At 38.9% G+C, this 22,653-nt stretch carries 32 protein-coding genes; 28 read left to right on the top strand and 4 right to left on the bottom strand.

What is annotated here, in order from left to right; translation table 11 throughout:
- Nucleotides 1-62: 62 nt before the first annotated feature.
- The 25 genes from rplP to EZY12_11150 all read left to right on the top strand — a co-directional run bounded on the left by rplP (nucleotide 63) and on the right by EZY12_11150 (nucleotide 15,695).
- Complete coding sequence (gene rplP, locus EZY12_11030) at nucleotides 63-488, top strand: 50S ribosomal protein L16 (protein ID QSX70046.1); 426 nt, start codon at nucleotides 63-65, stop codon at nucleotides 486-488.
- Between the two features lie 3 nt (nucleotides 489-491).
- The gene (locus EZY12_11035; GenBank protein ID QSX70047.1) at nucleotides 492-719 is read left to right on the top strand and encodes a 50S ribosomal protein L29; all 228 of its coding nucleotides are present in this window, start codon (nucleotides 492-494) and stop codon (nucleotides 717-719) included.
- 6 nt (nucleotides 720-725) lie between these two features.
- Nucleotides 726-977 (top strand): 30S ribosomal protein S17, encoded by a 252-nt coding sequence (gene rpsQ, locus EZY12_11040; protein ID QSX70048.1) that lies wholly within the window; start codon nucleotides 726-728, stop codon nucleotides 975-977.
- 45 nt (nucleotides 978-1,022) lie between these two features.
- Nucleotides 1,023-1,391, top strand: coding sequence for a 50S ribosomal protein L14 (gene rplN / locus EZY12_11045; GenBank protein ID QSX70049.1), 369 nt, complete (start codon nucleotides 1,023-1,025; stop codon nucleotides 1,389-1,391).
- A 35-nt stretch (nucleotides 1,392-1,426) separates the two neighbouring features.
- Nucleotides 1,427-1,741 carry a 50S ribosomal protein L24 gene (locus EZY12_11050; protein ID QSX70631.1) on the top strand — a complete coding sequence of 105 codons (315 nt, stop codon included), beginning with the start codon at nucleotides 1,427-1,429 and terminating at the stop codon, nucleotides 1,739-1,741.
- Nucleotides 1,742-1,851: 110 nt separating this feature from the next.
- The gene (rplE, locus tag EZY12_11055; protein QSX70050.1) at nucleotides 1,852-2,400 is read left to right on the top strand and encodes a 50S ribosomal protein L5; all 549 of its coding nucleotides are present in this window, start codon (nucleotides 1,852-1,854) and stop codon (nucleotides 2,398-2,400) included.
- Between the two features lie 20 nt (nucleotides 2,401-2,420).
- Entirely contained in the window at nucleotides 2,421-2,822 is a 402-nt protein-coding gene (gene rpsH / locus EZY12_11060) for a 30S ribosomal protein S8 (GenBank protein ID QSX70051.1), read from the top strand.
- A gap of 157 nt (nucleotides 2,823-2,979) precedes the next feature.
- The gene (rplF, locus tag EZY12_11065; GenBank protein ID QSX70052.1) at nucleotides 2,980-3,528 is read left to right on the top strand and encodes a 50S ribosomal protein L6; all 549 of its coding nucleotides are present in this window, start codon (nucleotides 2,980-2,982) and stop codon (nucleotides 3,526-3,528) included.
- 2 nt (nucleotides 3,529-3,530) lie between these two features.
- Entirely contained in the window at nucleotides 3,531-3,893 is a 363-nt protein-coding gene (locus EZY12_11070) for a 50S ribosomal protein L18 (GenBank protein ID QSX70053.1), read from the top strand.
- Between the two features lie 93 nt (nucleotides 3,894-3,986).
- Nucleotides 3,987-4,514 (top strand): 30S ribosomal protein S5, encoded by a 528-nt coding sequence (rpsE, locus tag EZY12_11075; GenBank protein QSX70054.1) that lies wholly within the window; start codon nucleotides 3,987-3,989, stop codon nucleotides 4,512-4,514.
- A gap of 49 nt (nucleotides 4,515-4,563) precedes the next feature.
- Nucleotides 4,564-5,007, top strand: a complete 444-nt coding sequence (locus EZY12_11080; protein ID QSX70055.1) for a 50S ribosomal protein L15 — start codon at nucleotides 4,564-4,566, stop codon at nucleotides 5,005-5,007.
- A 154-nt stretch (nucleotides 5,008-5,161) separates the two neighbouring features.
- A complete protein-coding gene (gene secY / locus EZY12_11085; GenBank protein QSX70056.1) occupies nucleotides 5,162-6,475 on the top strand; it encodes a preprotein translocase subunit SecY in 1,314 nt (437 codons plus the stop codon).
- Nucleotides 6,475-7,029 (top strand): adenylate kinase, encoded by a 555-nt coding sequence (locus EZY12_11090; protein QSX70057.1) that lies wholly within the window; start codon nucleotides 6,475-6,477, stop codon nucleotides 7,027-7,029. Before secY ends, EZY12_11090 begins: the two co-directional genes overlap by 1 nt.
- A gap of 209 nt (nucleotides 7,030-7,238) precedes the next feature.
- Entirely contained in the window at nucleotides 7,239-7,463 is a 225-nt protein-coding gene (gene infA, locus EZY12_11095) for a translation initiation factor IF-1 (protein QSX70058.1), read from the top strand.
- A 113-nt stretch (nucleotides 7,464-7,576) separates the two neighbouring features.
- Complete coding sequence (rpmJ, locus tag EZY12_11100; protein ID QSX70059.1) at nucleotides 7,577-7,690, top strand: 50S ribosomal protein L36; 114 nt, start codon at nucleotides 7,577-7,579, stop codon at nucleotides 7,688-7,690.
- A gap of 107 nt (nucleotides 7,691-7,797) precedes the next feature.
- Nucleotides 7,798-8,178 (top strand): 30S ribosomal protein S13, encoded by a 381-nt coding sequence (rpsM, locus tag EZY12_11105; GenBank protein QSX70060.1) that lies wholly within the window; start codon nucleotides 7,798-7,800, stop codon nucleotides 8,176-8,178.
- A gap of 54 nt (nucleotides 8,179-8,232) precedes the next feature.
- On the top strand, nucleotides 8,233-8,628 hold the full coding sequence (gene rpsK / locus EZY12_11110) for a 30S ribosomal protein S11 (protein QSX70061.1): 396 nt from the start codon (nucleotides 8,233-8,235) through the stop codon (nucleotides 8,626-8,628).
- A 545-nt stretch (nucleotides 8,629-9,173) separates the two neighbouring features.
- Complete coding sequence (locus EZY12_11115; GenBank protein ID QSX70062.1) at nucleotides 9,174-10,118, top strand: DNA-directed RNA polymerase subunit alpha; 945 nt, start codon at nucleotides 9,174-9,176, stop codon at nucleotides 10,116-10,118.
- Nucleotides 10,119-10,152: 34 nt separating this feature from the next.
- Nucleotides 10,153-10,503, top strand: coding sequence for a 50S ribosomal protein L17 (gene rplQ, locus EZY12_11120; protein ID QSX70063.1), 351 nt, complete (start codon nucleotides 10,153-10,155; stop codon nucleotides 10,501-10,503).
- Nucleotides 10,504-10,602: 99 nt separating this feature from the next.
- Nucleotides 10,603-11,433 (top strand): tRNA pseudouridine(38-40) synthase TruA, encoded by an 831-nt coding sequence (gene truA, locus EZY12_11125; GenBank protein ID QSX70064.1) that lies wholly within the window; start codon nucleotides 10,603-10,605, stop codon nucleotides 11,431-11,433.
- 1,163 nt (nucleotides 11,434-12,596) lie between these two features.
- On the top strand, nucleotides 12,597-13,049 hold the full coding sequence (rplM, locus tag EZY12_11130) for a 50S ribosomal protein L13 (protein QSX70065.1): 453 nt from the start codon (nucleotides 12,597-12,599) through the stop codon (nucleotides 13,047-13,049).
- Complete coding sequence (gene rpsI / locus EZY12_11135) at nucleotides 13,049-13,465, top strand: 30S ribosomal protein S9 (GenBank protein QSX70066.1); 417 nt, start codon at nucleotides 13,049-13,051, stop codon at nucleotides 13,463-13,465. The genes rplM and rpsI overlap by 1 nt, the downstream gene beginning before the upstream one ends.
- A 180-nt stretch (nucleotides 13,466-13,645) precedes the next feature.
- Nucleotides 13,646-13,894 carry a 50S ribosomal protein L31 gene (gene rpmE / locus EZY12_11140; GenBank protein ID QSX70067.1) on the top strand — a complete coding sequence of 83 codons (249 nt, stop codon included), beginning with the start codon at nucleotides 13,646-13,648 and terminating at the stop codon, nucleotides 13,892-13,894.
- 120 nt (nucleotides 13,895-14,014) lie between these two features.
- Entirely contained in the window at nucleotides 14,015-15,115 is a 1,101-nt protein-coding gene (prfA, locus tag EZY12_11145; protein QSX70068.1) for a peptide chain release factor 1, read from the top strand.
- Between the two features lie 343 nt (nucleotides 15,116-15,458).
- On the top strand, nucleotides 15,459-15,695 hold the full coding sequence (locus EZY12_11150) for a CDGSH iron-sulfur domain-containing protein (GenBank protein QSX70069.1): 237 nt from the start codon (nucleotides 15,459-15,461) through the stop codon (nucleotides 15,693-15,695).
- A 19-nt stretch (nucleotides 15,696-15,714) separates the two neighbouring features.
- Here the strand turns inward: EZY12_11150 and EZY12_11155 are convergent, their stop codons facing one another.
- The 3 genes from EZY12_11155 to EZY12_11165 all read right to left on the bottom strand — a co-directional run bounded on the left by EZY12_11155 (nucleotide 15,715) and on the right by EZY12_11165 (nucleotide 18,769).
- The gene (locus EZY12_11155) at nucleotides 15,715-16,215 is read right to left on the bottom strand and encodes a 2TM domain-containing protein (GenBank protein ID QSX70070.1); all 501 of its coding nucleotides are present in this window, start codon (nucleotides 16,213-16,215) and stop codon (nucleotides 15,715-15,717) included.
- 501 nt (nucleotides 16,216-16,716) lie between these two features.
- Nucleotides 16,717-17,478 (bottom strand): RloB domain-containing protein, encoded by a 762-nt coding sequence (locus EZY12_11160; GenBank protein QSX70071.1) that lies wholly within the window; start codon nucleotides 17,476-17,478, stop codon nucleotides 16,717-16,719.
- A gap of 1 nt (nucleotide 17,479) precedes the next feature.
- Nucleotides 17,480-18,769, bottom strand: a complete 1,290-nt coding sequence (locus EZY12_11165) for an ATP-binding protein (GenBank protein QSX70072.1) — start codon at nucleotides 18,767-18,769, stop codon at nucleotides 17,480-17,482.
- 436 nt (nucleotides 18,770-19,205) lie between these two features.
- Here EZY12_11165 and EZY12_11170 point away from each other — a divergent pair, with 436 nt between their 5' ends.
- Nucleotides 19,206-19,913, top strand: a complete 708-nt coding sequence (locus EZY12_11170) for an ROK family protein (protein QSX70073.1) — start codon at nucleotides 19,206-19,208, stop codon at nucleotides 19,911-19,913.
- A gap of 54 nt (nucleotides 19,914-19,967) precedes the next feature.
- On the opposite strand, the gene EZY12_11175 is transcribed toward EZY12_11170, so the two are convergent.
- Nucleotides 19,968-20,861 (bottom strand): M48 family metallopeptidase, encoded by an 894-nt coding sequence (locus EZY12_11175; GenBank protein QSX70074.1) that lies wholly within the window; start codon nucleotides 20,859-20,861, stop codon nucleotides 19,968-19,970.
- A 1,002-nt stretch (nucleotides 20,862-21,863) separates the two neighbouring features.
- On the opposite strand from EZY12_11175, the gene EZY12_11180 reads away from it, so the two are divergent.
- Both EZY12_11180 and EZY12_11185 read left to right on the top strand, forming a co-directional pair.
- Nucleotides 21,864-22,163, top strand: a complete 300-nt coding sequence (locus tag EZY12_11180; protein ID QSX70075.1) for a hypothetical protein — start codon at nucleotides 21,864-21,866, stop codon at nucleotides 22,161-22,163.
- Entirely contained in the window at nucleotides 22,160-22,564 is a 405-nt protein-coding gene (locus EZY12_11185; GenBank protein ID QSX70076.1) for a hypothetical protein, read from the top strand. Before EZY12_11180 ends, EZY12_11185 begins: the two co-directional genes overlap by 4 nt.
- Nucleotides 22,565-22,653 lie beyond the last annotated feature (89 nt).

A 22,653-nucleotide genomic window follows, 5' to 3' on the forward strand; every position in this document is an offset into this window, starting at 1 on the left:
GCAAAACAAACTGACAACTGACAACTGACAACTGACAACTGACAACTGACAACTGACTAATCATGTTAAGTCCTAGAAGAACTAAATTCCGCAAACAACAACGCGGACGCATGGAAGGTCTTGCCAGCCGGGGAAGTACCCTCAATTTTGGTGATTTTGGACTCCAGGCACAAGAACCATCTTGGATTACCTCACGGCAAATCGAGGCTTCCCGTCGGGCAATGACTCGTTATATTCGCCGGGGTGGCAAAATCTGGATTCGGATTTTTCCTGACAAACCAATCACCATGCGTCCTGCTGAAACCCGGATGGGTTCTGGTAAAGGTAATCCAGAATTCTGGGTAGCCGTAGTCAAACCAGGCCGGATCATGTTTGAAATTGGTGGCGTTACTGAAGAAATTGCCCGCGAAGCTTTCCGTTTGGCTGACGCTAAGTTGCCAATTAAAACCAAGTTTATGGCCCGCTCTCAGCCACAGGAGCAGGAGTAATTTATGCCTCTTTCCAAAATTTCCGCAGCTAGAGAATTAGATGACGAACGGTTAGGTGAAGAAATTGTCGCTGTTAAACGACAACTATTCCAGTTGCGCTTGCAAAAAGCCACTAGACAACTAGAAAAGCCTCACCAGTTCAAACACGCACGCCACCGGCTCTCCCAATTACTGACAGTAGAAGGAGAACGGAACCGGGCAGCAAGTCTTTCAGACCAAGAACAAAAGTAGGAGATTATGGCAGTCAAAGAACGAGTTGGCTTGGTAGTGAGCGATAAAATGCAAAAAACTGTGGTAGTAGCCATAGAAAACCGCGCTCCTCACCCCAAGTACGGCAAAATCGTAGTTCAAACCCGCCGCTATAAAGTTCACGACGAAGAGAATACGTGCAAAACAGGCGACCGGGTAAGGATTCGGGAAACTAGACCCCTTAGCAAAACCAAGCGTTGGCAAGTTACAGAAATTCTGAACACCAAAGCTACATCGTAAACAGTTGTACTATCAGGTACAACGACCCTAAAAGAGAGACCAGTTGTGATTCAACCCCAATCTTATCTGAATGTCGCAGATAATAGCGGTGCTAAAAAACTAATGTGCATCCGCGTATTAGGTGCAGGCAACCGCCGTTATGGTGGCGTAGGCGATAAAATTATCGCTGTTGTCAAAGAGTCTACACCCAACATGGCTGTAAAAAAGTCTGATGTTGTAGAAGCAGTAATTGTACGTACACGTAAAGCTATTAGTCGTGATAATGGGATGTGTATCCGTTTCGACGATAACGCCGCAGTGATCATCAACAAAGATGGTAATCCTAGAGGTACACGGGTATTTGGACCTGTAGCTCGAGAACTGCGCGATAAGAACTTTACTAAAATTGTTTCTCTGGCTCCGGAGGTGCTCTAATGGCAAAGCGCCCACAACCCAAAGTTTTTTATAAAATGCACGTCAAAACTGGTGATACTGTGCAAATCATCGCTGGCAAAGATAAAGGTAAAGTTGGTGAAGTGATTAAAGCACTACCACAACTAAGCAAAGTCCTTGTCAAAGGTGTCAACTTTAAAACCAAGCACGTGAAACCCCAGCAAGAAGGCGAATCAGGGCAAATAGTCACTACTGAGTACCCCATTCATAGCTCCAATGTGATGCTCTATTCCACCAAGCAAAACGTTGCTAGTCGCGTTTGCTACACTTTCACCGCCGAAGGCAAGAAAGTGAGAATGCTCAAAAAAACAGGTGAGATTCTGGATAAATAGTTATTAGTCATTCATCATTGGTCATTAGTAAATAACAACTGACAACTGACAACTGACAACTGACAAAGAACTTTCCCTGACCAAGACCAGGGGATATAAGGACAAACACTATGGCGAAAACACGACTCAAAACTGTATATCAAGAAACGATTACCCCCAAATTGATTACTCAGTTTGAATACACCAACGTGCATCAAGTGCCGAAGGTGACTAAGATAACTATCAATAGAGGTTTGGGAGAAGCTGCTCAAAACGCTAAATCACTAGAAGCATCTATTAGCGAAATTGCCCTGATTACTGGACAAAAACCTGTGGTAACACGGGCCAAGAAAGCGATCGCCGGCTTTAAAATTCGTCAAGGGATGCCAGTAGGGATTATGGTGACACTAAGAGGCGAACGGATGTACGCTTTCTTAGATCGTCTAATTAACCTCACACTGCCTAGAATCAGAGACTTTCGCGGTATCAGCCCCAAAAGCTTTGACGGCCGTGGTAACTACACTCTGGGTGTGCGCGAGCAGCTAATTTTTCCAGAAGTCGAATATGACAGAATCGATCAAGTCCGCGGTTTAGATATTTCTATCATCACCACGGCAAAAACCGACGAAGAGGGCCGCGCCTTACTTAAGGAAATGGGAATGCCCTTTCGCGATCAATAAGTTCATCTAAAGAGGGAACGATGGCGGCTAACGACACAATTGCAGATATGCTGACGCGCATCCGCAATGCCAATATGGCGAGACATCAAACTACGCAAGTACCAGCTACAAAGATGACTCGTAGTATTGCTAAGGTACTTCGGGAAGAAGGCTTTATTGCGGAGATTGAAGAAGCAGGAGAAGGAATCAAGCGGAACCTAGTTATTTCCCTGAAATACAAAGGTAAAAATCGCCAACCCTTAATTACTGCCCTAAAACGAGTGAGTAAACCAGGTTTACGAGTTTACTCCAACAGAAAAGAATTACCAAGAGTGCTAGGCGGTATCGGTATTGCCATTATCTCTACATCTAGTGGGATTATGACTGACCGCGAAGCACGCCGCCAAAATTTAGGTGGTGAAGTGCTTTGCCACGTTTGGTAATCGTCATTGGTCATTGGTCATTGGTCATTAGTCATTAGTCATTAGTCAGTGGTCAGTAGCAAAGATAAAGACAACTGACAACGGACAACGGACAAATGACAACGAACAACTGACAACGAACAACTGACAACTGACAATAGACAAAAAACAAAAAATCATGTCTCGTATTGGTAAACGTCCAATTACCATTCCCGCCAAAGTGCAAGTGGCGATTGATGGTCTCAAAGTAGTGGTGAAAGGTCCAAAAGGTGAACTTTCCCGTCAACTACCTAGAAATGTCATCCTCTCCCAAGAAGGAGAAACATTGCTAGTTACTCGTCGTGATGAAACCCGTACCTCCAGACAAATGCACGGTTTGAGCCGCACCTTAGTGGCCAATATGGTGGAGGGAGTATCTCTTGGTTTTCAACGACGCTTGGAAATTCAAGGTGTGGGTTATCGCGCCCAACTTGAAGGCCGTAACCTAGTTTTAAACATGGGTTTTAGCCATAAGGTACAAATTGAACCACCCGAAGGAATTCAATTTGCAGTAGAAGGGACTACTAATGTCATAGTCAGCGGTTATGACAAAGAAATTGTCGGGAACACAGCAGCTAAAATTCGTGCCGTTCGCCCACCTGAACCCTACAAAGGTAAAGGTATTCGCTATGCGGGTGAAGTGGTCAGACGCAAAGCTGGTAAGACTGGTAAGGGTGGTAAGAAGTAGATATGAAACTTACACGCAAAGAATCAAAGCAGCGTCGTCATCGGCGCGTTCGTGGCAAAGTCAGCGGTTCGACCGAACGTCCACGTTTGGCTATATTTCGATCCAATGAGCATATTTATGCTCAAGTAATTGATGATGCTAAACAGGAAACTATTGTAGCCGCATCAACTGTAGAACCAGAATTGAAATCTAACATAGGTTCTGGTGCTAACTGTGACGCATCAGTACAAGTTGGTAAATTGGTAGCTGTCCGCGCCCTAGAAAAAGGCATCACCAAAGTCGTTTTTGACCGTGGTGGTAACCTCTATCATGGTCGCGTTAAAGCCCTAGCTGAAGCAGCACGCGAGGCTGGTCTAGATTTCTAAAGTGATTGGACATTAGGCATTGGGCAAAAGTAATGACTAATGACTAATGACTAATGACTAATGACTAATGACAACTAAAAGAGAGCATTAATTATGGTAACTGGTCGTCGCAAGCAGGCCCGTGCGAAAAAAGAAGAAACCACCTGGCAAGAGCGAGTTATCCAAATCCGCCGGGTGAGTAAAGTCGTAAAAGGTGGTAAAAAGCTCAGTTTCCGTGCCATTGTCGTCGTCGGTAATGAACGTGGACAAGTTGGCGTAGGCGTTGGTAAGGCATCAGATGTAATTGGTGCCGTGAAAAAAGGTGTTGCTGATGGTAAAAAACATCTAATTGACATCCCTATCACTAAAGCCAATTCTATTCCTCACCCCATTGATGGTATTGGTGGTGGAGCTAAAGTAATGATGCGTCCAGCCGCACCAGGTACAGGGGTAATTGCCGGGGGTGCTGTACGAACTGTACTAGAGTTAGCAGGAATAAAAAATATTCTGGCCAAACAACTAGGTTCAAATAATCCTTTGAACAATGCCAGAGCCGCAGTCAACGCTCTATCTACCCTGCGGACATTAAGTGAAGTTGCTGAAGATCGCGGCATCGCCATTGAAAAACTCTATACCGTTTAAATAGAGTAATTTTTGGCAAGTATTAGTTTAAAAACTTACTAATTACATCATGAGACTGAACGATGTTAAGCCCCAAAAAGGCTCTAAAAAACGCCGTAAGCGCGTAGGTAGAGGTATTTCTGCCGGACAAGGTGCCAGTGCTGGTTTAGGGATGCGTGGTCAAAAATCCCGTTCTGGTAGTGGGACAAGACCAGGTTTTGAAGGTGGTCAACAGCCATTGTACCGCCGGATACCTAAACTGAAAGGCTTCCCCCTCATTAACCGGAGAGTTTACACTACGATTAATGTAGAGAAGTTAGCTAACCTACCCCCTAACACAGAAGTAACTGCGGCATCTTTAAAAGCAGCAGGTATCTTAACCACTTTTAAAGGTGAATTGAAAATCTTGGGGAATGGGGAATTAAATGTTCCTCTTCATGTTAAAGCTGCTGCTTTCACAGGCCAAGCTCGGATCAAAATTGAGGCTGCTGGTGGGAGTTGTGAAACTGTGTGAAATTCTGAACTATGATTTTTATGATTAGGATGATTTATATGATTAGGATGATGAATGTGATTTTGATAATCATCTTCATCAAATAAATCACAAAAATCACAGTTCAGACGAATGAATCACGTAAATCATAGTTAAGATTTCAAAGGTAAACTCTATGATCAGTCGAGACAAAGCCCCAACGGCTCAAGAAACTTTTATGCAGATGGCGCAAGCAGCCGGACTCAGAGGTAGGCTGCTTGTCACTGTCGGTATTTTAATTTTGGTTCGCTTGGGTATCTTTTTACCTGTTCCAGGCATTGATAGACCTAAGTTTGCTGAAGCTATATCGGGCAACAATTCCATCTTTGGTTTGTTGGATATATTTTCTGGGCGGGGACTCTCTACTTTGGGTATCTTCGCTTTAGGGATTTTACCCTTTATTAATGCCTCCATTATTATCCAATTGCTCACTGCTGCTCTGCCATCTTTAGAAAATCTTCAGAAAAATGAAGGTGAAGCAGGTCGGCGGAAAATATCACAAATTACCCGCTATGTGACTGTAATTTGGGCAATTATTCAAAGTGTGGCTTTTTCGGCATTATTCCTCCAACAATTTGCCAAAACACCAGGTCCGATATTCGTAGCAGAAACGGCGATCGCTCTGACTGCTGGTTCAATGTTCGTCATGTGGGCATCTGAACTGATTACAGAACGGGGTATCGGTAATGGCGCATCTTTGTTGATTTTTGTCAACATTGTGGCATCTTTACCTAAATCACTAGGCGATACCATTGACTTGGTACAAGTTGGTGGACGAGAAATTGTTGGTCGGGTCATCGTCCTTGTAGTAGTGTTTATGTTCACTATCGTGGGCATTGTATTCGTACAGGAAGGAATGCGCCGCATCCCCATTATTTCTGCCCGTCGTCAAGTAGGTAGAAGGGTGTTAGCAGAACAGCGGAGTTATTTACCCCTCCGGCTCAATTCTGGGGGCGTAATGCCGATTATTTTTGCAGCAGCAATCCTAAGTTTGCCACTTTTAGTCGCCAATTTCACTAAAAATCCCGAATTAGCAAACATTGTTAATACCTATTTAAGTCCTGGTGGTTCTGCACCTTGGGTATATGCCCTCGTTTACTTAACTTCCATTGTTTTCTTTAGTTACTTCTATTCTTCGTTGATTCTCAACCCAGTAGATGTAGCTCAAAATTTGAAAAAAATGGGTTCTAGTATTCCCGGTATCCGTCCCGGAAAAGCTACTAGTGAGTATATCGAAAAGGTAACAAACCGACTCACTTTTTTAGGAGCTATCTTTTTAGGCTTGGTGGCGATTATTCCTACAGCCGTAGAAAGTGCTTTGAAAGTTCCCACCTTTAAAGGTCTGGGAGCAACATCTTTGTTAATTTTGGTTGGTGTAGCAATTGATACGGCTAAACAAATCCAAACTTATGTTATCTCTCAGCGTTATGAAGGAATGGTGAAACAATAGTGACGCGATTAATCTTCTTGGGACCACCGGGTGCTGGTAAAGGAACTCAAGCTCAAACCTTAGCTGCATTTTTGCAGATTCCCCATATTTCTACAGGTGACATTCTCCGCCAAGCGATTCAAGAAAAAACAGATTTGGGCAAAAAAGCCCAAAGTTTTATGGATCAAGGCGAATTAGTCCCCGATAAATTAGTAGAAGATATGGTTGAAGAACGCCTGAAAAAATCAGATGCCCAAACAGGTTGGATTTTAGACGGCTTTCCTCGGAAAGTTACACAAGCAGAGTTTTTGGCAAAATTGCTCAATAGTCTAGGACAGGGTGGTGAAAAGGTAGTTAATCTGGATGCACCAGATGAAACTGTCATTACTCGGTTACTAGGACGCGGACGAAAAGATGATACTGAAGAAGTTATTCGTCGGCGCTTAGAAGTCTACCGTGATGACACTGCACCCTTGATCAACTATTACAGCGATCGCCAAAAACTCCTAACTGTCAACGGTAATCAGTCCCAAGAAGAAGTTTTTACTGATTTGAAAAATATCATAGCTGCTTAAAGAAACAAGAGGGGCAGCGGTCTATGTCGGCAGATAGAAAAAACAAAATTTTCCATTGCCTATTACCACTCCCCTATCTTCCAAGCCAGGCGTGAGTCGGTTTTAGCTAGGATATATTAATAAACTGTTGATATATTTCTCCAATCGTGTTCTTTATGCCCATGAAAGTGTACAAGGAAAACAGGAGATTGTTGAGTTGAGGAAAAAACTTGTCTAAGCAAGATTTAATTGAAATGGAAGGGACAGTCACCGAATCGTTGCCTAATGCAATGTTTCGTGTTGACTTAGATAACGGCTTTAATGTCCTAGCACACATTTCTGGGAAAATTCGCCGTAATTACATCAAGATTTTACCTGGCGATCGCGTCAAAGTGGAATTAACACCCTACGACTTAACTAAAGGTAGAATCACCTATCGCCTGCGGAAGAAATAAATCTACTAGAGAATCTTACCATACATAACTTAACTGGTCTTTTTCTAGTTACATAACTGAAATATTTCTTCTAAAAATGCTATAATTTACTATTTGGAGTCAATTTTAAAGGCATGAAAGTCAGAGCCTCAGTTAAGAAAATTTGTGAAAAGTGCAGCGTGATCAAGCGTCGTGGTCGCGTTATGGTGATTTGTGAAAATCCCAAACACAAACAACGCCAAGGATAGAAATTATCTATTCCCCGCAAAGTTAAACCCGCGACAATCAAACAGCTAAGTTCACGATATCGCACTTTGCTAACTGCAACTACGAAAACAATAGGGAGAGATTCATTGTGGCACGGATTTCCGGCGTAGACCTTCCCCGCGATAAGCGTGTAGAAATTGGTCTAACATACATTTACGGAATTGGCTTAACTAGATCACATCAAATTCTTGCAGCTACTGGTGTAAACCCAGATATCCGCGTAAAAGACCTATCTGATGCTGATGTGGCTGCCCTCAGAGGAGAAATCGAAAGCAACTATCAAGTTGAAGGAGATTTGCGCCGCTTAGAAGGACTAAATATTAAGCGTTTGATTGATATTGGCTGTTACAGAGGGCGTAGACACCGCATGGGCTTACCAGTGCGTGGGCAAAGAACTCGTACCAACGCTAGAACCAGACGTGGCAGAAGACAGACAGTGGCTGGTAAGAAGAAAGCCCCAGGCAAATAACTTTTCTAAACTTGCTTATTACAGCAAGTTGTACCTTAAATTCACTAAAGAAATATGGCCAGACAACCAACGAAAAAATCCGGGAGCAAAAAGCAGAAGCGGAACGTACCCAGTGGGGTTGCCTACATTCAGTCTACCTTCAACAATAGCATTGTCACGATTACCGATCAAAATGGAGATGTGATCTCCTGGGCAAGTGCTGGTTCTAGTGGATTTAAAGGGGCAAAAAAGGGAACTCCCTTTGCGGCACAAACCGCTGCTGAAAGCGCAGCTAGACGAGCCACAGACCAAGGAATGCGGCAAATCGAAGTGATGGTGAGTGGTCCCGGTGCAGGTAGAGAAACCGCTATTCGGGCGCTTCAAGGTGCAGGATTGGAAATTACACTCATTCGAGATATTACCCCAATTCCCCACAACGGTTGCCGTCCACCCAAGCGCCGTCGAGTTTAAACAGAACTTATTTGGCTCTGAAGCCAGAAGATTAAAAGCTCTGGAAAATGACAAATAATGCCCTCTGTGGCTTGTCAATTTGAACTATTTCCCCAAGCGAATACTTGTCACTCGATTTTGGATTTACGATTTTGGATTTACGATTTTGGATTTTGGATTGACTCCACCTTAAAGTGTAGAAGCTCGAAAATTTTAGGTTTTGGATTGACAATTTTTCCGTTGTGAAAATGACGGGGTTTGTACCAAATTTTTTTAATCTAAAATCTAAAATCTAAAATCTAAAATTCCCGGTTAAATTTAAACGCATGGGGTAAATAAGTTCACGTAGGAAAACAATAGCGTGTCAGCTTTTCTCCTGGAGAGGGTTGCCATACCTTGTAGAAATCAAACAATAATGCCTGTGGTCTAAATTGAGGAATCAACGTTGATTAACCAGTTGTTAATCTTTTTGAACAACCTTAACAAAAACTTCAGAGCATTCCAGAAAATTCGAGAAGCAATTAACTTTGTCTTCTAGCAGCACCTTAAAAAAGGGAGGCTACTCCGTGGCGCAGTTTCAAATTGAATGTGTAGAGTCTAATGCTGAAGAAAGTCGGAGCTATTACAGTAAATTCGTTCTAGAACCCCTAGAGCGTAGTCAAGGGACAACTGTTGGCAACGCGTTGCGGCGGGTTTTACTTTCTAATTTAGAAGGGACATCAGTAACAGCAGTGAGGATTGCTGGTGTTAGCCACGAGTTTGCGACAGTTCCAGGGGTAAGAGAAGATGTACTGGAAATCCTCATGCGAATGAAGGATGTGATTCTCAAGAGTTATTCTTCTCAACCCCAAATTGGTCGCTTACTCGTTAATGGCCCGGCAACAGTTACTGTGGCACATTTCGATTTACCTAGTGAAGTAGAAGTGATTGACCCGACCCAGTATATCGCCACCATCGCTGAAGGTGGAAAACTGGAAATGGAATTTCGGATTGAGAAGGGCAAAGGTTATCGGACTGTAGAACGAGGCAGAGAAGAAGCCACATCTTTGGATTTTCTCCAAATTGACTCAGTGTTTATGCCTGTACGGAAAGTCAACTATAGTGTTGAAGAAACCCGTGACGATGGTTCTTTGAAAGACCGACTACTGTTGGAAGTATGGACTAATGGTAGTATTTCTCCTCAAGAAGCACTATCATCTGCCGCTGGAATTTTGGTAGATTTATTCAATCCATTGAAAGATATCTCCTTAGAACCATCGGATACAGGTTCAGATATTCCAGATGATCCTACCGCTCAAATTCCGATTGAAGAGTTGCAGTTATCTGTAAGAGCTTATAACTGTCTAAAACGCGCTCAAGTAAATTCCGTAGCTGATTTATTGGATTACACCCAAGAAGACCTTTTAGAAATCAAAAACTTTGGTCAAAAGTCAGCAGAAGAAGTAGTTGAAGCTTTACAGCGTCGTTTAGGTATTACTTTACCTCAAGAAAGAAGCTCTAAGCCCAGCTAAAGCAAAACCATTAATAATTCACTTTTGCATTGTTATGCGTCATCGTTGCCGAGTCAAAAAACTTAGTAAACCAGCGGATCAACGTAAAGCTCTTCTCAGAGCTTTGACCACAGAATTAGTCCGTTATGGTCGAATTACTACAACTTTAATCAGAGCTAAAGTTGTCCGCAGTGAAGTAGATAAAATGATTACCCTAGCTAAAGATGGATCTTTAGCATCGCGTCGGAAAGCACTAGGTTATATCTACGACAAAACTCTAGTTCATGCACTATTCGAGCAAGCTCCTACTCGGTATGGTAACCGTCAAGGTGGTTATACTCGCATTCTGCATACCGTACCCCGTCGCGGTGATAATGCTCAAATGGCGATTATTGAACTAGTTTAAAGTTATTAGTTATTAGTCATTGGTCATTGGTCATTGGTCAGTAGCAAACAACTGACAACTGACGACTGACAACTGACAACTGACAACTGACAAAAAACTATGTTAGAAATCAGCCAGCATAATTCTACTCAGCGAGTAGCCCTGGTTATTCAGTACATAGGTACTAATTTTCACGGCTGGCAAAGACAAAAAGGACAGCGCACTGTCCAAGAAGAGATAGAAAAAGCGATCGCCACTGTTCTAGGGTATCATGTGACACTCCACGGAGCAGGTAGAACTGATTCTGGAGTCCATGCTGCCGCTCAAGTAGCCCATTTTCAGGCTACAACTTTAATTCCTGCTCATAGGTGGGCAAAAGTTCTTAATGGCTATTTGCCCCCAGGGATATTGATCAGGGCATCAGCAGGTGTAAGTGATAGTTGGCACGCTCGTTTTAGCGCAGTTTACCGACGATATCGCTACACCATCTATACTGAAGATTTACCGAACTTGTTCGCAAAACCTTTCAGTTGGCATTATTATTATGCCCCCTTGGATGAATCCCTCATTACATCTGCCCTGAAACCACTGCTGGGAAAACACCATTTATCTGCTTTTGAACGGGCTGGGTCAGCGCGATCGCATTCCTGGGTGGAAGTGCAAGCAGTACAATGTCGTCGTAGTGGACAATTTATCCATATTGAAATTCAGGCTAATGGATTTTTATATGGCATGGTGCGGCTGTTAATAGGAATGCTAGTAGAAGTTGGTTCTGGTCAGCGGACTATAGATGACTTCACCGAAATCTGGCAACAAGAACGCCGGGAAGAAGTGAAATATTCTGCACCTGCTCACGGGCTATGCTTGTTGAGAGTCGGTTATCCCGATTTTCCCTTTTCGCTAAAAATTTGGTATGACACCCAACCATACCTAGTCATGGGTCATGAATAATCATCTGAACTATGATTTTTATGATTTGTGTGATTAAGATGATTAAGCGTTATCCCGATTTTCCCCTTTTCGCTAAAAATTTGGTATGACACCCAACCATACCTAGTCATCTGAACTATGATTTTCATGATTTGTGTGATGAAGATGATTAAGCGTTATCCCGATTTTCCCCTTTTCGCTAAAAATTTGGTATGACACCCAACCATACCTAGTCATCTGAACTATGATTTTCATGATTTGTGTGATGAAGATGATTAAGCGTTATCCCGATTTTCCCCTTTTCGCTAAAAATTTGGTATGACACCCAACCATACCTAGTCATCTGAACTATGATTTTCATGATTTGTGTGATTAAGATGATTAAGCGTTATCCCGATTTTCCCCTTTTCGCTAAAAATTTGGTATGACACCCAACCATACCTAGTCATGGGTCATGAATAATCATCTGAACTATGATTTTTATGATTTGTGTGATTGAGATGATTAAGCGTTATCCCGATTTTCCCCTTTCCGCCAAAAATTTGGTATGACACCCAACCATACCTAGTCATGGGTCATGAATAATCATCTGAACTATGATTTTTATGATTTGTGTGATTAAGATGATTAAGCGTTATCCCGATTTTCCCCTTTCCGCCAAAAATTTGGTATGACACCCAACCATACCTAGTCATGGGTCATGAATAATCATCTGAACTATGATTTTTATGATTTGTGTGATTAAGATGATTAAGCGTTATCCCGATTTTCCCCTTTCCGCCAAAAATTTGGTATGACACCCAACCATACCTAGTCATGGGTCATGAATAATCATCTGAACTATGATTTTTATGATTTGTGTGATTGAGATGATTAAGCGTTATCCCGATTTTCCCCTTTCCGCTAAAAATTTGGTATGACACCCAACCATACCTAGTCATGGGTCATGAATAATCATCTGAACTATGATTTTTATGATTTGTGTGATTGAGATGATTAAGCGTTATCCCGATTTTCCCCTTTCCGCCAAAAATTTGGTATGACACCCAACCATACCTAGTCATGGGTCATGAATAATCATCTGAACTATGATTTTTATGATTTGTGTGATTAAGATGATTGTGATTAAGATGATTAAGCTATCGCCTTGAATTTTGACAAGGCACTGACAAAGGACAAAAAAAATGACTAAAACTTACCTTCCCCCTCAAGCATCTATTGAGCGCGATTGGTACTTAGTAGACGCTACAGATAAACGTCTGGGTCGTCTTGCTACCGAAGTTGCCATGATCCTCAGAGGCAAAAAGAAACCTGAATTTACACCCCACATGGATACGGGGGATTTTGTCATTATTATCAATGCTGAGAAAGTGGCAGTTACAGGTAAAAAACGGACTCAAAAACTTTACCGTCGTCATTCCGGCCGTCCTGGTGGAATGAAAACAGAAACCTTCGCTAAGTTACAACAGCGCTTACCAGAAAGAATTATTGAACACGCTGTCAAAGGTATGTTACCTAAATGTAGTTTAGGTAAGCAATTATTTACCAAACTTAAAGTGTATGCAGGACCAACTCATCCTCATGCAGCACAACTACCTAAAGAAATCACAATTAATACAATTCCTGGAGAAAATTAATGCAAGTAGCAGAAACTACTAGCGGTCGTGCCGTTTACTGGGGTACTGGTCGCCGTAAATGCTCAGTTGCCAGCGTCCGTCTAGTTCCCGGTGAAGGGAAAATGACTGTTAATGGTAAAGATGGAGATTTGTATTTCCAATTCAATCCCAACTACTTAGGAGCTATCAAAGCACCTTTGGAAACCTTGGGATTAGAAAGCGAATACGACATCTTGGTGAAAGCCGAAGGTGGTGGTTTAACTGGACAAGCCGATTCTATTCGTCTCGGAGTGGCTCGGGCATTGTGTCAACTTGACCCAGATAACCGTTCACCTTTGAAAACTGAAGGCTATTTAACTCGTGACCCACGAGCTAAAGAACGGAAGAAATACGGTTTGCACAAAGCCCGCAAAGCACCTCAATACTCCAAACGTTAATCGCCTTTGGATTTTGGATTTGGGGTTTTTCTCCATCAGCCATAGCGGTAAGATGTATCGTCTTTGCAGGATAATAGAGATATATAATAGCAAAGCGTGGCCTAAGCCATAGAGATTTATCTCACAGTCTAAAATCTAAAGTGTCAAAATTTATAAAAATAGATTCACAACACAAAAACAATGGCTAAACCTGATATTCATCCCAAATGGTATCCAGACGCTAAAGTCTACTGTAATGGTCAAGTTATTATGACCATTGGTGCTACCAAGCCCGAATTACACGTAGATGTTTGGTCTGGAAATCACCCCTTCTACACTGGTACTCAGAAAATGATTGATACTGAAGGACGTGTAGAACGCTTCCTCCGTAAATATGGTATGTCCAGCACTCAAACTGAAACTCAAACTGAAGACGATAATCAAAAGTAGCTGGTTGGCTGTAGCTGTTGATAGCGTGGCGTTGCCACAGACGACCCTGCATAGTGCTGGGTCGCTTGTCATTTAATGCTTGAGCCAATTTGTTATTTTTAAGGAGTTTATTTAGTCATCATGGCAGAATCATATTTACTGGAGAAACTGAAATCTGTTGAACAAACTTTTCATGAATTAACACGTCGTTTAGCCGATCCTGATACTGCTAGTAATCCTGATGAGTATCAAAAAATTGCTAAGTCTCGTTCTTCTTTGGAAGAGGTGGTTGATACCTATGAAAATTGGAAAACAGCCCAGGATGAATGGGTAGGGGCGCGTCAGATACTCAAGGAGTCTAATAGCGATCCAGAGTTGCATCAAATGGCAGCCTTGGAAGTTGGCGAACTAGAGGACAAGCTGAAATATTTAGAAAGTCGTTTAAAGGTGTTACTGCTACCCCGTGACCCCAACGATGATAAAAATATTATGTTGGAAATTCGCGCTGGTACTGGCGGAGATGAAGCTAGTATCTGGGCAGGGGATTTACTGCGGATGTATTCCCGTTATTCTGATGTCCAAGGTTGGAAAGTGAAGCTAGTTAGCGAATCTTTGGGGGAAATGGGCGGGTTTAAAGAAGTAATTCTAGAAATTCAAGGGGATAGTGTTTATAGTAAACTGAAGTTTGAAGCTGGTGTACATCGTGTACAGCGCGTACCAGCCACGGAATCTGGGGGAAGGGTTCACACTTCGACTGCTACTATAGCGATTATGCCAGAAGTGGATGATGTGGAAATCCATATTGACCCCAAAGATATTGAAATGAGTACGGCGCGTTCTGGTGGTGCTGGTGGACAAAACGTGAACAAGGTGGAAACAGCGGCTGATTTGTTCCACAAACCTACTGGGATTCGGATTTTCTGTACGGAAGAACGGAGTCAGTTGCAGAATAAGGAACGGGCAATGCAAATTCTCCGGGCTAAGTTGTATGAAATAAAGTTGCGAGAACAACAGGATGCTGTCAGTTCTTTGCGGCGATTGCAAGTTGGTACAGGTTCTCGTTCTGAAAAAATTCGCACTTACAATTATAAAGATAGCCGGGTGACTGACCACCGTTTAGGTCAAAACTATACTCTGAACCCTGTTTTGGAAGGTGATTTAGAAACGGTGATTCAATCTTGTATATCTCAAGATCAACAGGAACGTTTAGCGGAATTAGCTAATTCTGGTTCTAGCAGTTAATTGACTTCATAAATATCTTAGAAAACCGCTTGTTGTGAGATTGATTTTTGTACGTACAGGCGGTTTTCTCATGAGGATTTTTAGTGACTATCTTACTTTTAAGTATCTACTAAGTAGGTGTACATAATAAAAGCGAAATTTGTTGCGTTTTGTAAAATGGCTGAAACTCAATCAGAATATCGCGTTGAGACAACTTTACATACCGTTACATACCTTTAAAATTTTCCATTTACCTACTTATTAAAAATAATTAAACATATGTTAAAGTGATTACAGAAAATAAATTTTTTCTTTTGTGTTTAATTAACCAAGAAATTGACTAATATTTTGAGAGGAGAAAAATATGAGTAAACCTGTAATTGCTGATAAAAAACCTGCGGTTTTAGATTTAGAAGCTGGTACTTATTTCTGGTGTAGTTGTGGACAATCTCAGAATCAGCCTTTTTGTGATGGAGGTCATAAAGATACTGATTTTACACCGATGAAATTTGAATTAGCTGAAAATAAAAAAGTTGCACTGTGTCAATGTAAATACACCGCAAATAGCCCTTTTTGCGATGGTCAACACGCTAAACTTTAAGCTCTAGGTTATCTGAGGTTTAAGGACTAAACACCTTAAACCACTTATTTAAAACTGTATTAATTGTTTTTTTTATTTGATGGTTGCGATTCCAATTTTGAAAGGCAATTTCATAATCTTCACCTTTAGTTTGAAAAGTATTCCAAATATCTAGGGATATGGCTAATCCGCAGCCTAGTAATATATAAAGTGACCAAGAAAGACCACCACTAATGGAATTCATCGCTAGGAAGAAAATATTAAGAATTGCATAATTTCCCAGTCGTTTTTTTAATTTGCTTTGACGATAAAGGTTAAAACTTTTGCGTTGTTCAACTTCGCTTTGTTTGGTTAACCAATCTCGTTCTGCTTGTTGTAGGGTATCAGGTGATATTTGTAACTCTGTAGCGATTTCTAGTATCTGCTGATAGGAAAATTCTTGATCATTATTGTCTACTTGACGAGTAATTGCTAATTGGAGAATTTGCTGGACATCTTCTTGAGTGTAGGCACGCAGGGTGTTAGGGTTGAACGTTGTCATAATTGTTGCTCAAATAAAAGTTTTAATAGAGAACTACACTAACATTAGCAATATTCACACTATTCTTACAGTAACAAATTTAGATAAAATTGGGGTTGATCAGAAAATTATTCTGGAATTAAGCGATCGCTAATCTACTGAATATAAGATAACTTACTTCTAGAGAACGCCACAAAAAAAATGAACTGCTTGCAGCAGCGCTAGTTCCCTCCGGGACGCTCTCGCGTTCGCTATCCAATGGTATCTTGCCCGTCCTTGTATTATTAGCGGGCAAGACTTGTACTGAGCTTGTCGATAGCGCAGCGTGGCGTTAGCCATAGTATGCCCGCACTACAAGAAATTTTGGGATATTTTTTAAATTGGAAGTCTCCTATTAGTCTCAGTAATGGAAAAACTAAACACCGGATAAGGGTTTTGGTGAGCATTGCTACGTATATTATGGCTACGCCACGCAAGCTATCAAAAATCAAATATTAGTCCTATAGATACTATAGCAATTCCTTAAATTTCTAAATTTATAGAAAGGTTCATCAATTTATCCAATAACTTATAAACTTCTGTACCAATTTTATTTTCTGGATAATCTGGATCATTTATGTTTAATTCATCAAGCATTTTTGCTCTGGAAATTGCCTCTGGTATATATTCAATAATTTTTGTAAAAGATGGTTGTTTCTTACTTTGGTGAATTATATTCCATAATTTTTTACAAATTCCTGGTCTTTTTTTGATATATTGATTTTGAATATAGTTTTTTAAGCTAATAACTTCAGTAATTTCTAAAATTCCTGCATCTTGTAAATTTGTTTCTAAATCAAAAAAGTGAAGAATTAACCAGATTTCAAAGCAGGGATTACTAATACATAATTTATATATAGGATTTTTAAAACACTTTTGTGCTATGTCAGAAATAGTTTGTTTACGGTTATCATAGTCGTCAGTATCTATGATGATCCATAATTCATCATATTTTTGAAGATCGTATTTTTTCTCTAATTCTTGAGAAAATTGAAGTAAAGTTTGATATACATATTTAGGATCTGAGTTACTAGCTTTTTCTTCTTCTCTATCTATATACTCTACATGAATTTTACTAATCTGAAAATCCTCCTTATACTTGATTGTGAAAGCATTAAAATATTGAGGTTCAGTTTTATCACCTTCCGCAGCTATGATGTATAGTTTCCATTTTCTATCTTCACCGCATTTACTCGTAATATAACTTGATCTACCTTGATAATCTGTATTTCTTTCTCTTCCCATATTATTTTTCCTCTCTCAACTCTAGTGATTTTAAATCCTTGATAAAAGGTATTGCTCCAAATCTTCCATTCAGATATCCAGCAGCTAAATCCAGATTTTCAACATCTGTATTAGCTAAAGAATAAAGTGCAGATTGTCCATATTTATCTTTTTCTACAAACCAAATTTCATCTTTTCTAAAAATATCTTTGATATCTAATAAATAAACTTCATGGGTAGTAGCAATTAACTGACTGTTTAAGTTTCTATTTTCAGAATTATTTAGAAAATAATCAAATATTTTCTTCATCAGTAAAGAATGTAAACTTCTTTCAACTTCATCTATTATATAAACAGCATTTCCTCGCGCTAAATGTATTAACATAGGGAATAAATCTATTAGTCTTTGTGTTCCATCTGATTCTTCTGATATTTCAAATTTTACTTCACTATTTTCTTTGTCAAATCTTACTGGTGATAAATTGAGAACTGTTAATTTATCAGTTTCGTCTTTTGCTTGAGAGATAATACATTGTAAGCTAGGCATAAATATTGCATTTACTTCTCCTTCTTGATAAGGAAAATCTTTTTTAATATCTTCTTTTATTTCTGTGGGTATTTCTTTATATTCATCTAAATCAGTTGTGGTAATAGTAAGTTTTTTAATTCCTAAATCTAATGATTCTAAAAACTTGCTCAAAGAATTTTGAACTGATTGAGTGAAAAAAGGTAGAAGAGGTTTGGAGTTAGGAAAAATAATTGTTAAAACATCATGAAACCATTCATATATAGGTTCTATTTGTTTGATTTCCCGTTCTTGTGAATTAGTCAAAAACAATAAATTTTCTCTTGTACCTATTGCTTCATAACGAATTCTATTTTTTTCATCTTCACAAATATTAAAAAAAACCTCGTGATTAAAATCATGAAAATCAAAATCTTTTCCCTTTCTTTCATAAATTGGAATTTCTGTATTTACACCAATTTCAAATAACCATTCTTCATGAATTTTATGTTTATCAACTAAAAAACCATAAGCATACTGTTTATTATGAGTTTTAAACTCAAACTCAAACCTAGATGGTTTTGTATAACAGGTTTTATCGAGTTTAAAATTATTAATATTTATGTTTCTATTTTTTTCAACACCATCTACAATAAAATCTCTGGCAAATTTCATGGCTTTAATTAAGTTAGACTTGCCAGAAGCATTAGCACCATAGATTATAGATGTTCTCAGTAATCTTATTGACTCTTCAGAATCATCTTTAACTACATGATGACTATGATGTCTATCATCTGAAGCAATCATATTAAAATCTACCCTTTGGTTAAAGGATAAGAAATTTTCTACTGTAAATCTGATTAACATAATTATTGAAGTATCTAGTTAATTTCTTCTATCATACTTATAAAAAAGTTCTAAAGTCTCATGATTTTATCAATTTTACTGCTTTTATTCAGATTCAATATAGGAATTAATAGTGTAATGCAGTAATAATATATTTAAATCCAGTATTAGTAGAATAATCCATACTATGTCTTTTTAGCAATTAGATATCTGGTGAAAATTAAATGTGTGTTTCCTAGAAACCTTGTAGAGACGTTCCATGGAACGTCTCTACATTTCTTCCTGGAGATGTCTATTGAATAGACAAGATCATAAAAACTATTGAAACATCTCCTGTTAACAGCAATTTATCAACGCATAAGTAACCCAGGAAGTTGTAGTAACAGGAGTAAATCTGATGATGGAAGATAACGGATCTATTCGCACCTTATCTGTAGATATCGGTGGGAGTGGTGTAAAAGCGATGGTATTAGATATGACAGGCAAGCCTTTAACCGAAAGAGGTAGATTAGAAACACCCCAACCCGCGACACCGGAAGTAGTCATTAATACGGTTGTGATTTTAGCAGCCTCTCAAGGTGAATATCATCGGGTATCAGTAGGTTTTCCTGGTGTCGTGCGCTGTGGAGTCACAGAAACCGCTGCAAACCTCCATTGTGATTGGATTGGGTTTGATTTAGCCACAACACTCTCGGAACAGTTAAACAGACCTGTAAAAGTTATTAATGATGCCGATATGCAGGGATTAGGGGCTATTTCTGGTAAAGGTGTGGAATTGGTAATTACCTTGGGTACAGGTTTTGGTTCAGCATTATTTGTAGATGGAAAATTAGTCCCAAATATGGAAATGGGACATCATCCATTTCGGAAAGGAGAAACCTATGAAAAACAGTTAGGAAGGGCTGCGTTAGACAAGATTGGTGAGAAAAAATGGAATAAACGATTACAAAAAGCGATCGCATCTTTGCAACATTTATTTAACTATGATTATCTTTACATTGGTGGAGGTGAAGCAGTGAGAATCAACATGAATCTGCCCTTAAATGTGAAATTAATTCCCAATATCACCGGCTTGTTGGGTGGTATTGCTTTGTGGAAAGATTAGACAAAATTCAAAATAATGATGATTGCCTGATAATAAAATATTTAGGGCAATCATTTACCAAGAGGTTAAAAAATTCCATCCTTCTTTTTCTTCCCCTTCCTGTTCCAGTGTGTTGACATTTTCTCCTTGAAGTACATGATTATATTCTCCTGAATCAAACCATTTTAATAGTTCACTAGTTCGCATAATTGACCAGGAAAGATGAGATTCAGAATAACTTAATATTTTTGTAAATTGATCTAAATTATCAAAACTATTCAATGTAAACTCACGGGACTGAATTAGGAAATCTTCAATAACATCATTAGTCAAATATTCTTCTGGTAAACCAGCAAGTTTCATGAGTGCAGTAGTTGCCACATCAATATTCTGACAAGTCAATAAACCAGCCCTATCAGCAGTGAATTTTGCCATCATTACCCAGTTATATAATGCTAATTCTAGTCCCCCAGCGATTAATCCTCCTAATCCTAGCGTGGTACTACTTAACCACATTTTTAAGGTCGGCATCACAAGGGAAATCTGATAGTAAATTATATGCTGGCTTTTAATGCGACCAATTTCACATCCAAAAATAAACAGAAATTCATCATAATTTAACCATTCCATGGCCTCAATATTAATGCCAATCATAGATTTTTCTACTCCAGTAACATAGGTTTTAATATGTCCTGTACCTCGAAATAAATATAATTCGGGAATAGTGGTCAAATCAAGAATCTGACAAGCTTCTAACAATGGTTGATACAATTGGGGAAAATTTCGCGGTGTGACTCTGATTTCACTAGCAATACTTTGTAATCTGAGCAAACGATCAATACCATATTCATTGACTTTTTTGAGCAAAGGAGAAATACCCGGCATACTTTGTAAGGAAGCTAAGGATTTACGATCAAAAGGGTGTTCGTAAGTTTGTGAACTAAGTCCAGTTAATATTTTTTTTGTCATGGGTAGTAATTTTAATTAAATCGGTTGATTCGATAGATTCTATAAAAAAGATAAAATCCAGGGAATTGATTCCCAGGCTTTCTTTTGTTAGCCAGTTCCAATACAGGTTGTGGTTGAAAATGTTCCATCACATACTCCTTAATAACAATGTAAGGGTTTAGCTGTGCTAAACCTCTACCATATATCGAAGTTAAGGTAATTCATGTTGATTTAATATCAGGACTTACGCAAAATATTCCTCAAACCCTCATTTCTCTGTGTTCTCTGTGCCTGGAGTGGTTCGTTATTCCGTGACTCGTGCGTAAGTCCTAAGTACCACTAAAATTAATAACATTGACAAGTTATATATCACTTATTTGTCAATTTGTCAATAAGAAATTTTTGCGATCGCTCAAATTAGATCATTTCTGAGCAAATTCATGGCTAAAATTTTTGTAAAGTTTTGTATCGGACTGGGAAATTAATTTCTAAAACCACTGTCAATAAAGGGTTTGAGACTAACATCTTTTGAAATATTTAAAATTGACAATAATAGGCCAATTATGAAATTCTCTGAAATTATAGCAAATCGCTGAAAGTATAGCAACCTCGTTGATAAATAGAAAAGATTATCAATTAATTATTAAGGAAATCTAAAGGCAAATTGCTAAAAGTTATAAATATTAAAAGTATTATTGATTTTATATAATTCAAGCTTATCATACAGCCATAAGAAATGATCAATAGCATTGATGATGAGAATAAATAGAATCTGGAATTATACTCAAAACAGCTAGAAGCTGGACTTTTTTATCATACAAAGAATCAAGTTCAAAGCCTCTCTCCGCTTCGGGGAGAGGTTTACAAGAGGGGTTAATTTATACCTTGAAAACTTTTAAAACATCCTCTAATGTTAAAACAATTAAATAGATTCTATTGCATCCGACCGATAACCGCTATATGGTATTTATTGCCTTGAATATTGTATAATCAAGAAAAATATAACTAAAGGCATATATAATTATGAATACATTAGAAAAATTAGAATTGTTGAGTGAAAACTGTAGCGACAACACAGAATTAGATAGAATTATTGGACAACTTTTAAATTTAATTTTAACTCGTTATCGTCAAAAAATCGCTATCTATAACTTAGATATAGATAAATTTGAGAAAAAATATCAACTCGCTTCTGAACAATTTTTAGAACAATTTAACTCAGGAAATTTAGGAGATGAAATGGATTTTTTTGAATGGTTCGGCTTATGTGAACTACGCAAAGATATTTTCCAAAAAATCCATAAATTAGAACAAGCTTCATGAAAAATGTTAGAAATGCCGATGACTATTTGGCATGGATAAAATCTGTAATTGCACTTTGTCCACAAGTCGTAAATGTAACGATTATTCGAGAAGAATCACAAACTGATAAAGGACTATGGCGTTATCGTCTGACATTAAAAGATGGTAGCTTTTTAGAAATGTTTGAATTCTTGCAAATAGCATTAGGAGAAGTAGAAATAATTAAATATAGTTTCCATTGGCAAACTGAAAATAGAGAACTAATAAAATGTTGGGATAACGCACCCCATCATCCTGAAATTTCAACCTATCCCCATCATGTACATGATAGTTCTGAAGATTCCGTTTTTCCTTATTTACCTGTGGATATTGAAGAAATTTTAAGACAAATTTCTGAACATATCAAATCTCAATTAAGTTAGTGCGATAGCGAACCGCGACCTACTAATCGGATCAAAATCATCAAAAATATTAACCTTTCCTTGCTAAAAACCCCCAATTCTCGCTCTAA

The organism is Dolichospermum sp. DET69 (assembly GCA_017355425.1).
In the GTDB taxonomy this organism is placed as follows: domain Bacteria; phylum Cyanobacteriota; class Cyanobacteriia; order Cyanobacteriales; family Nostocaceae; genus Dolichospermum.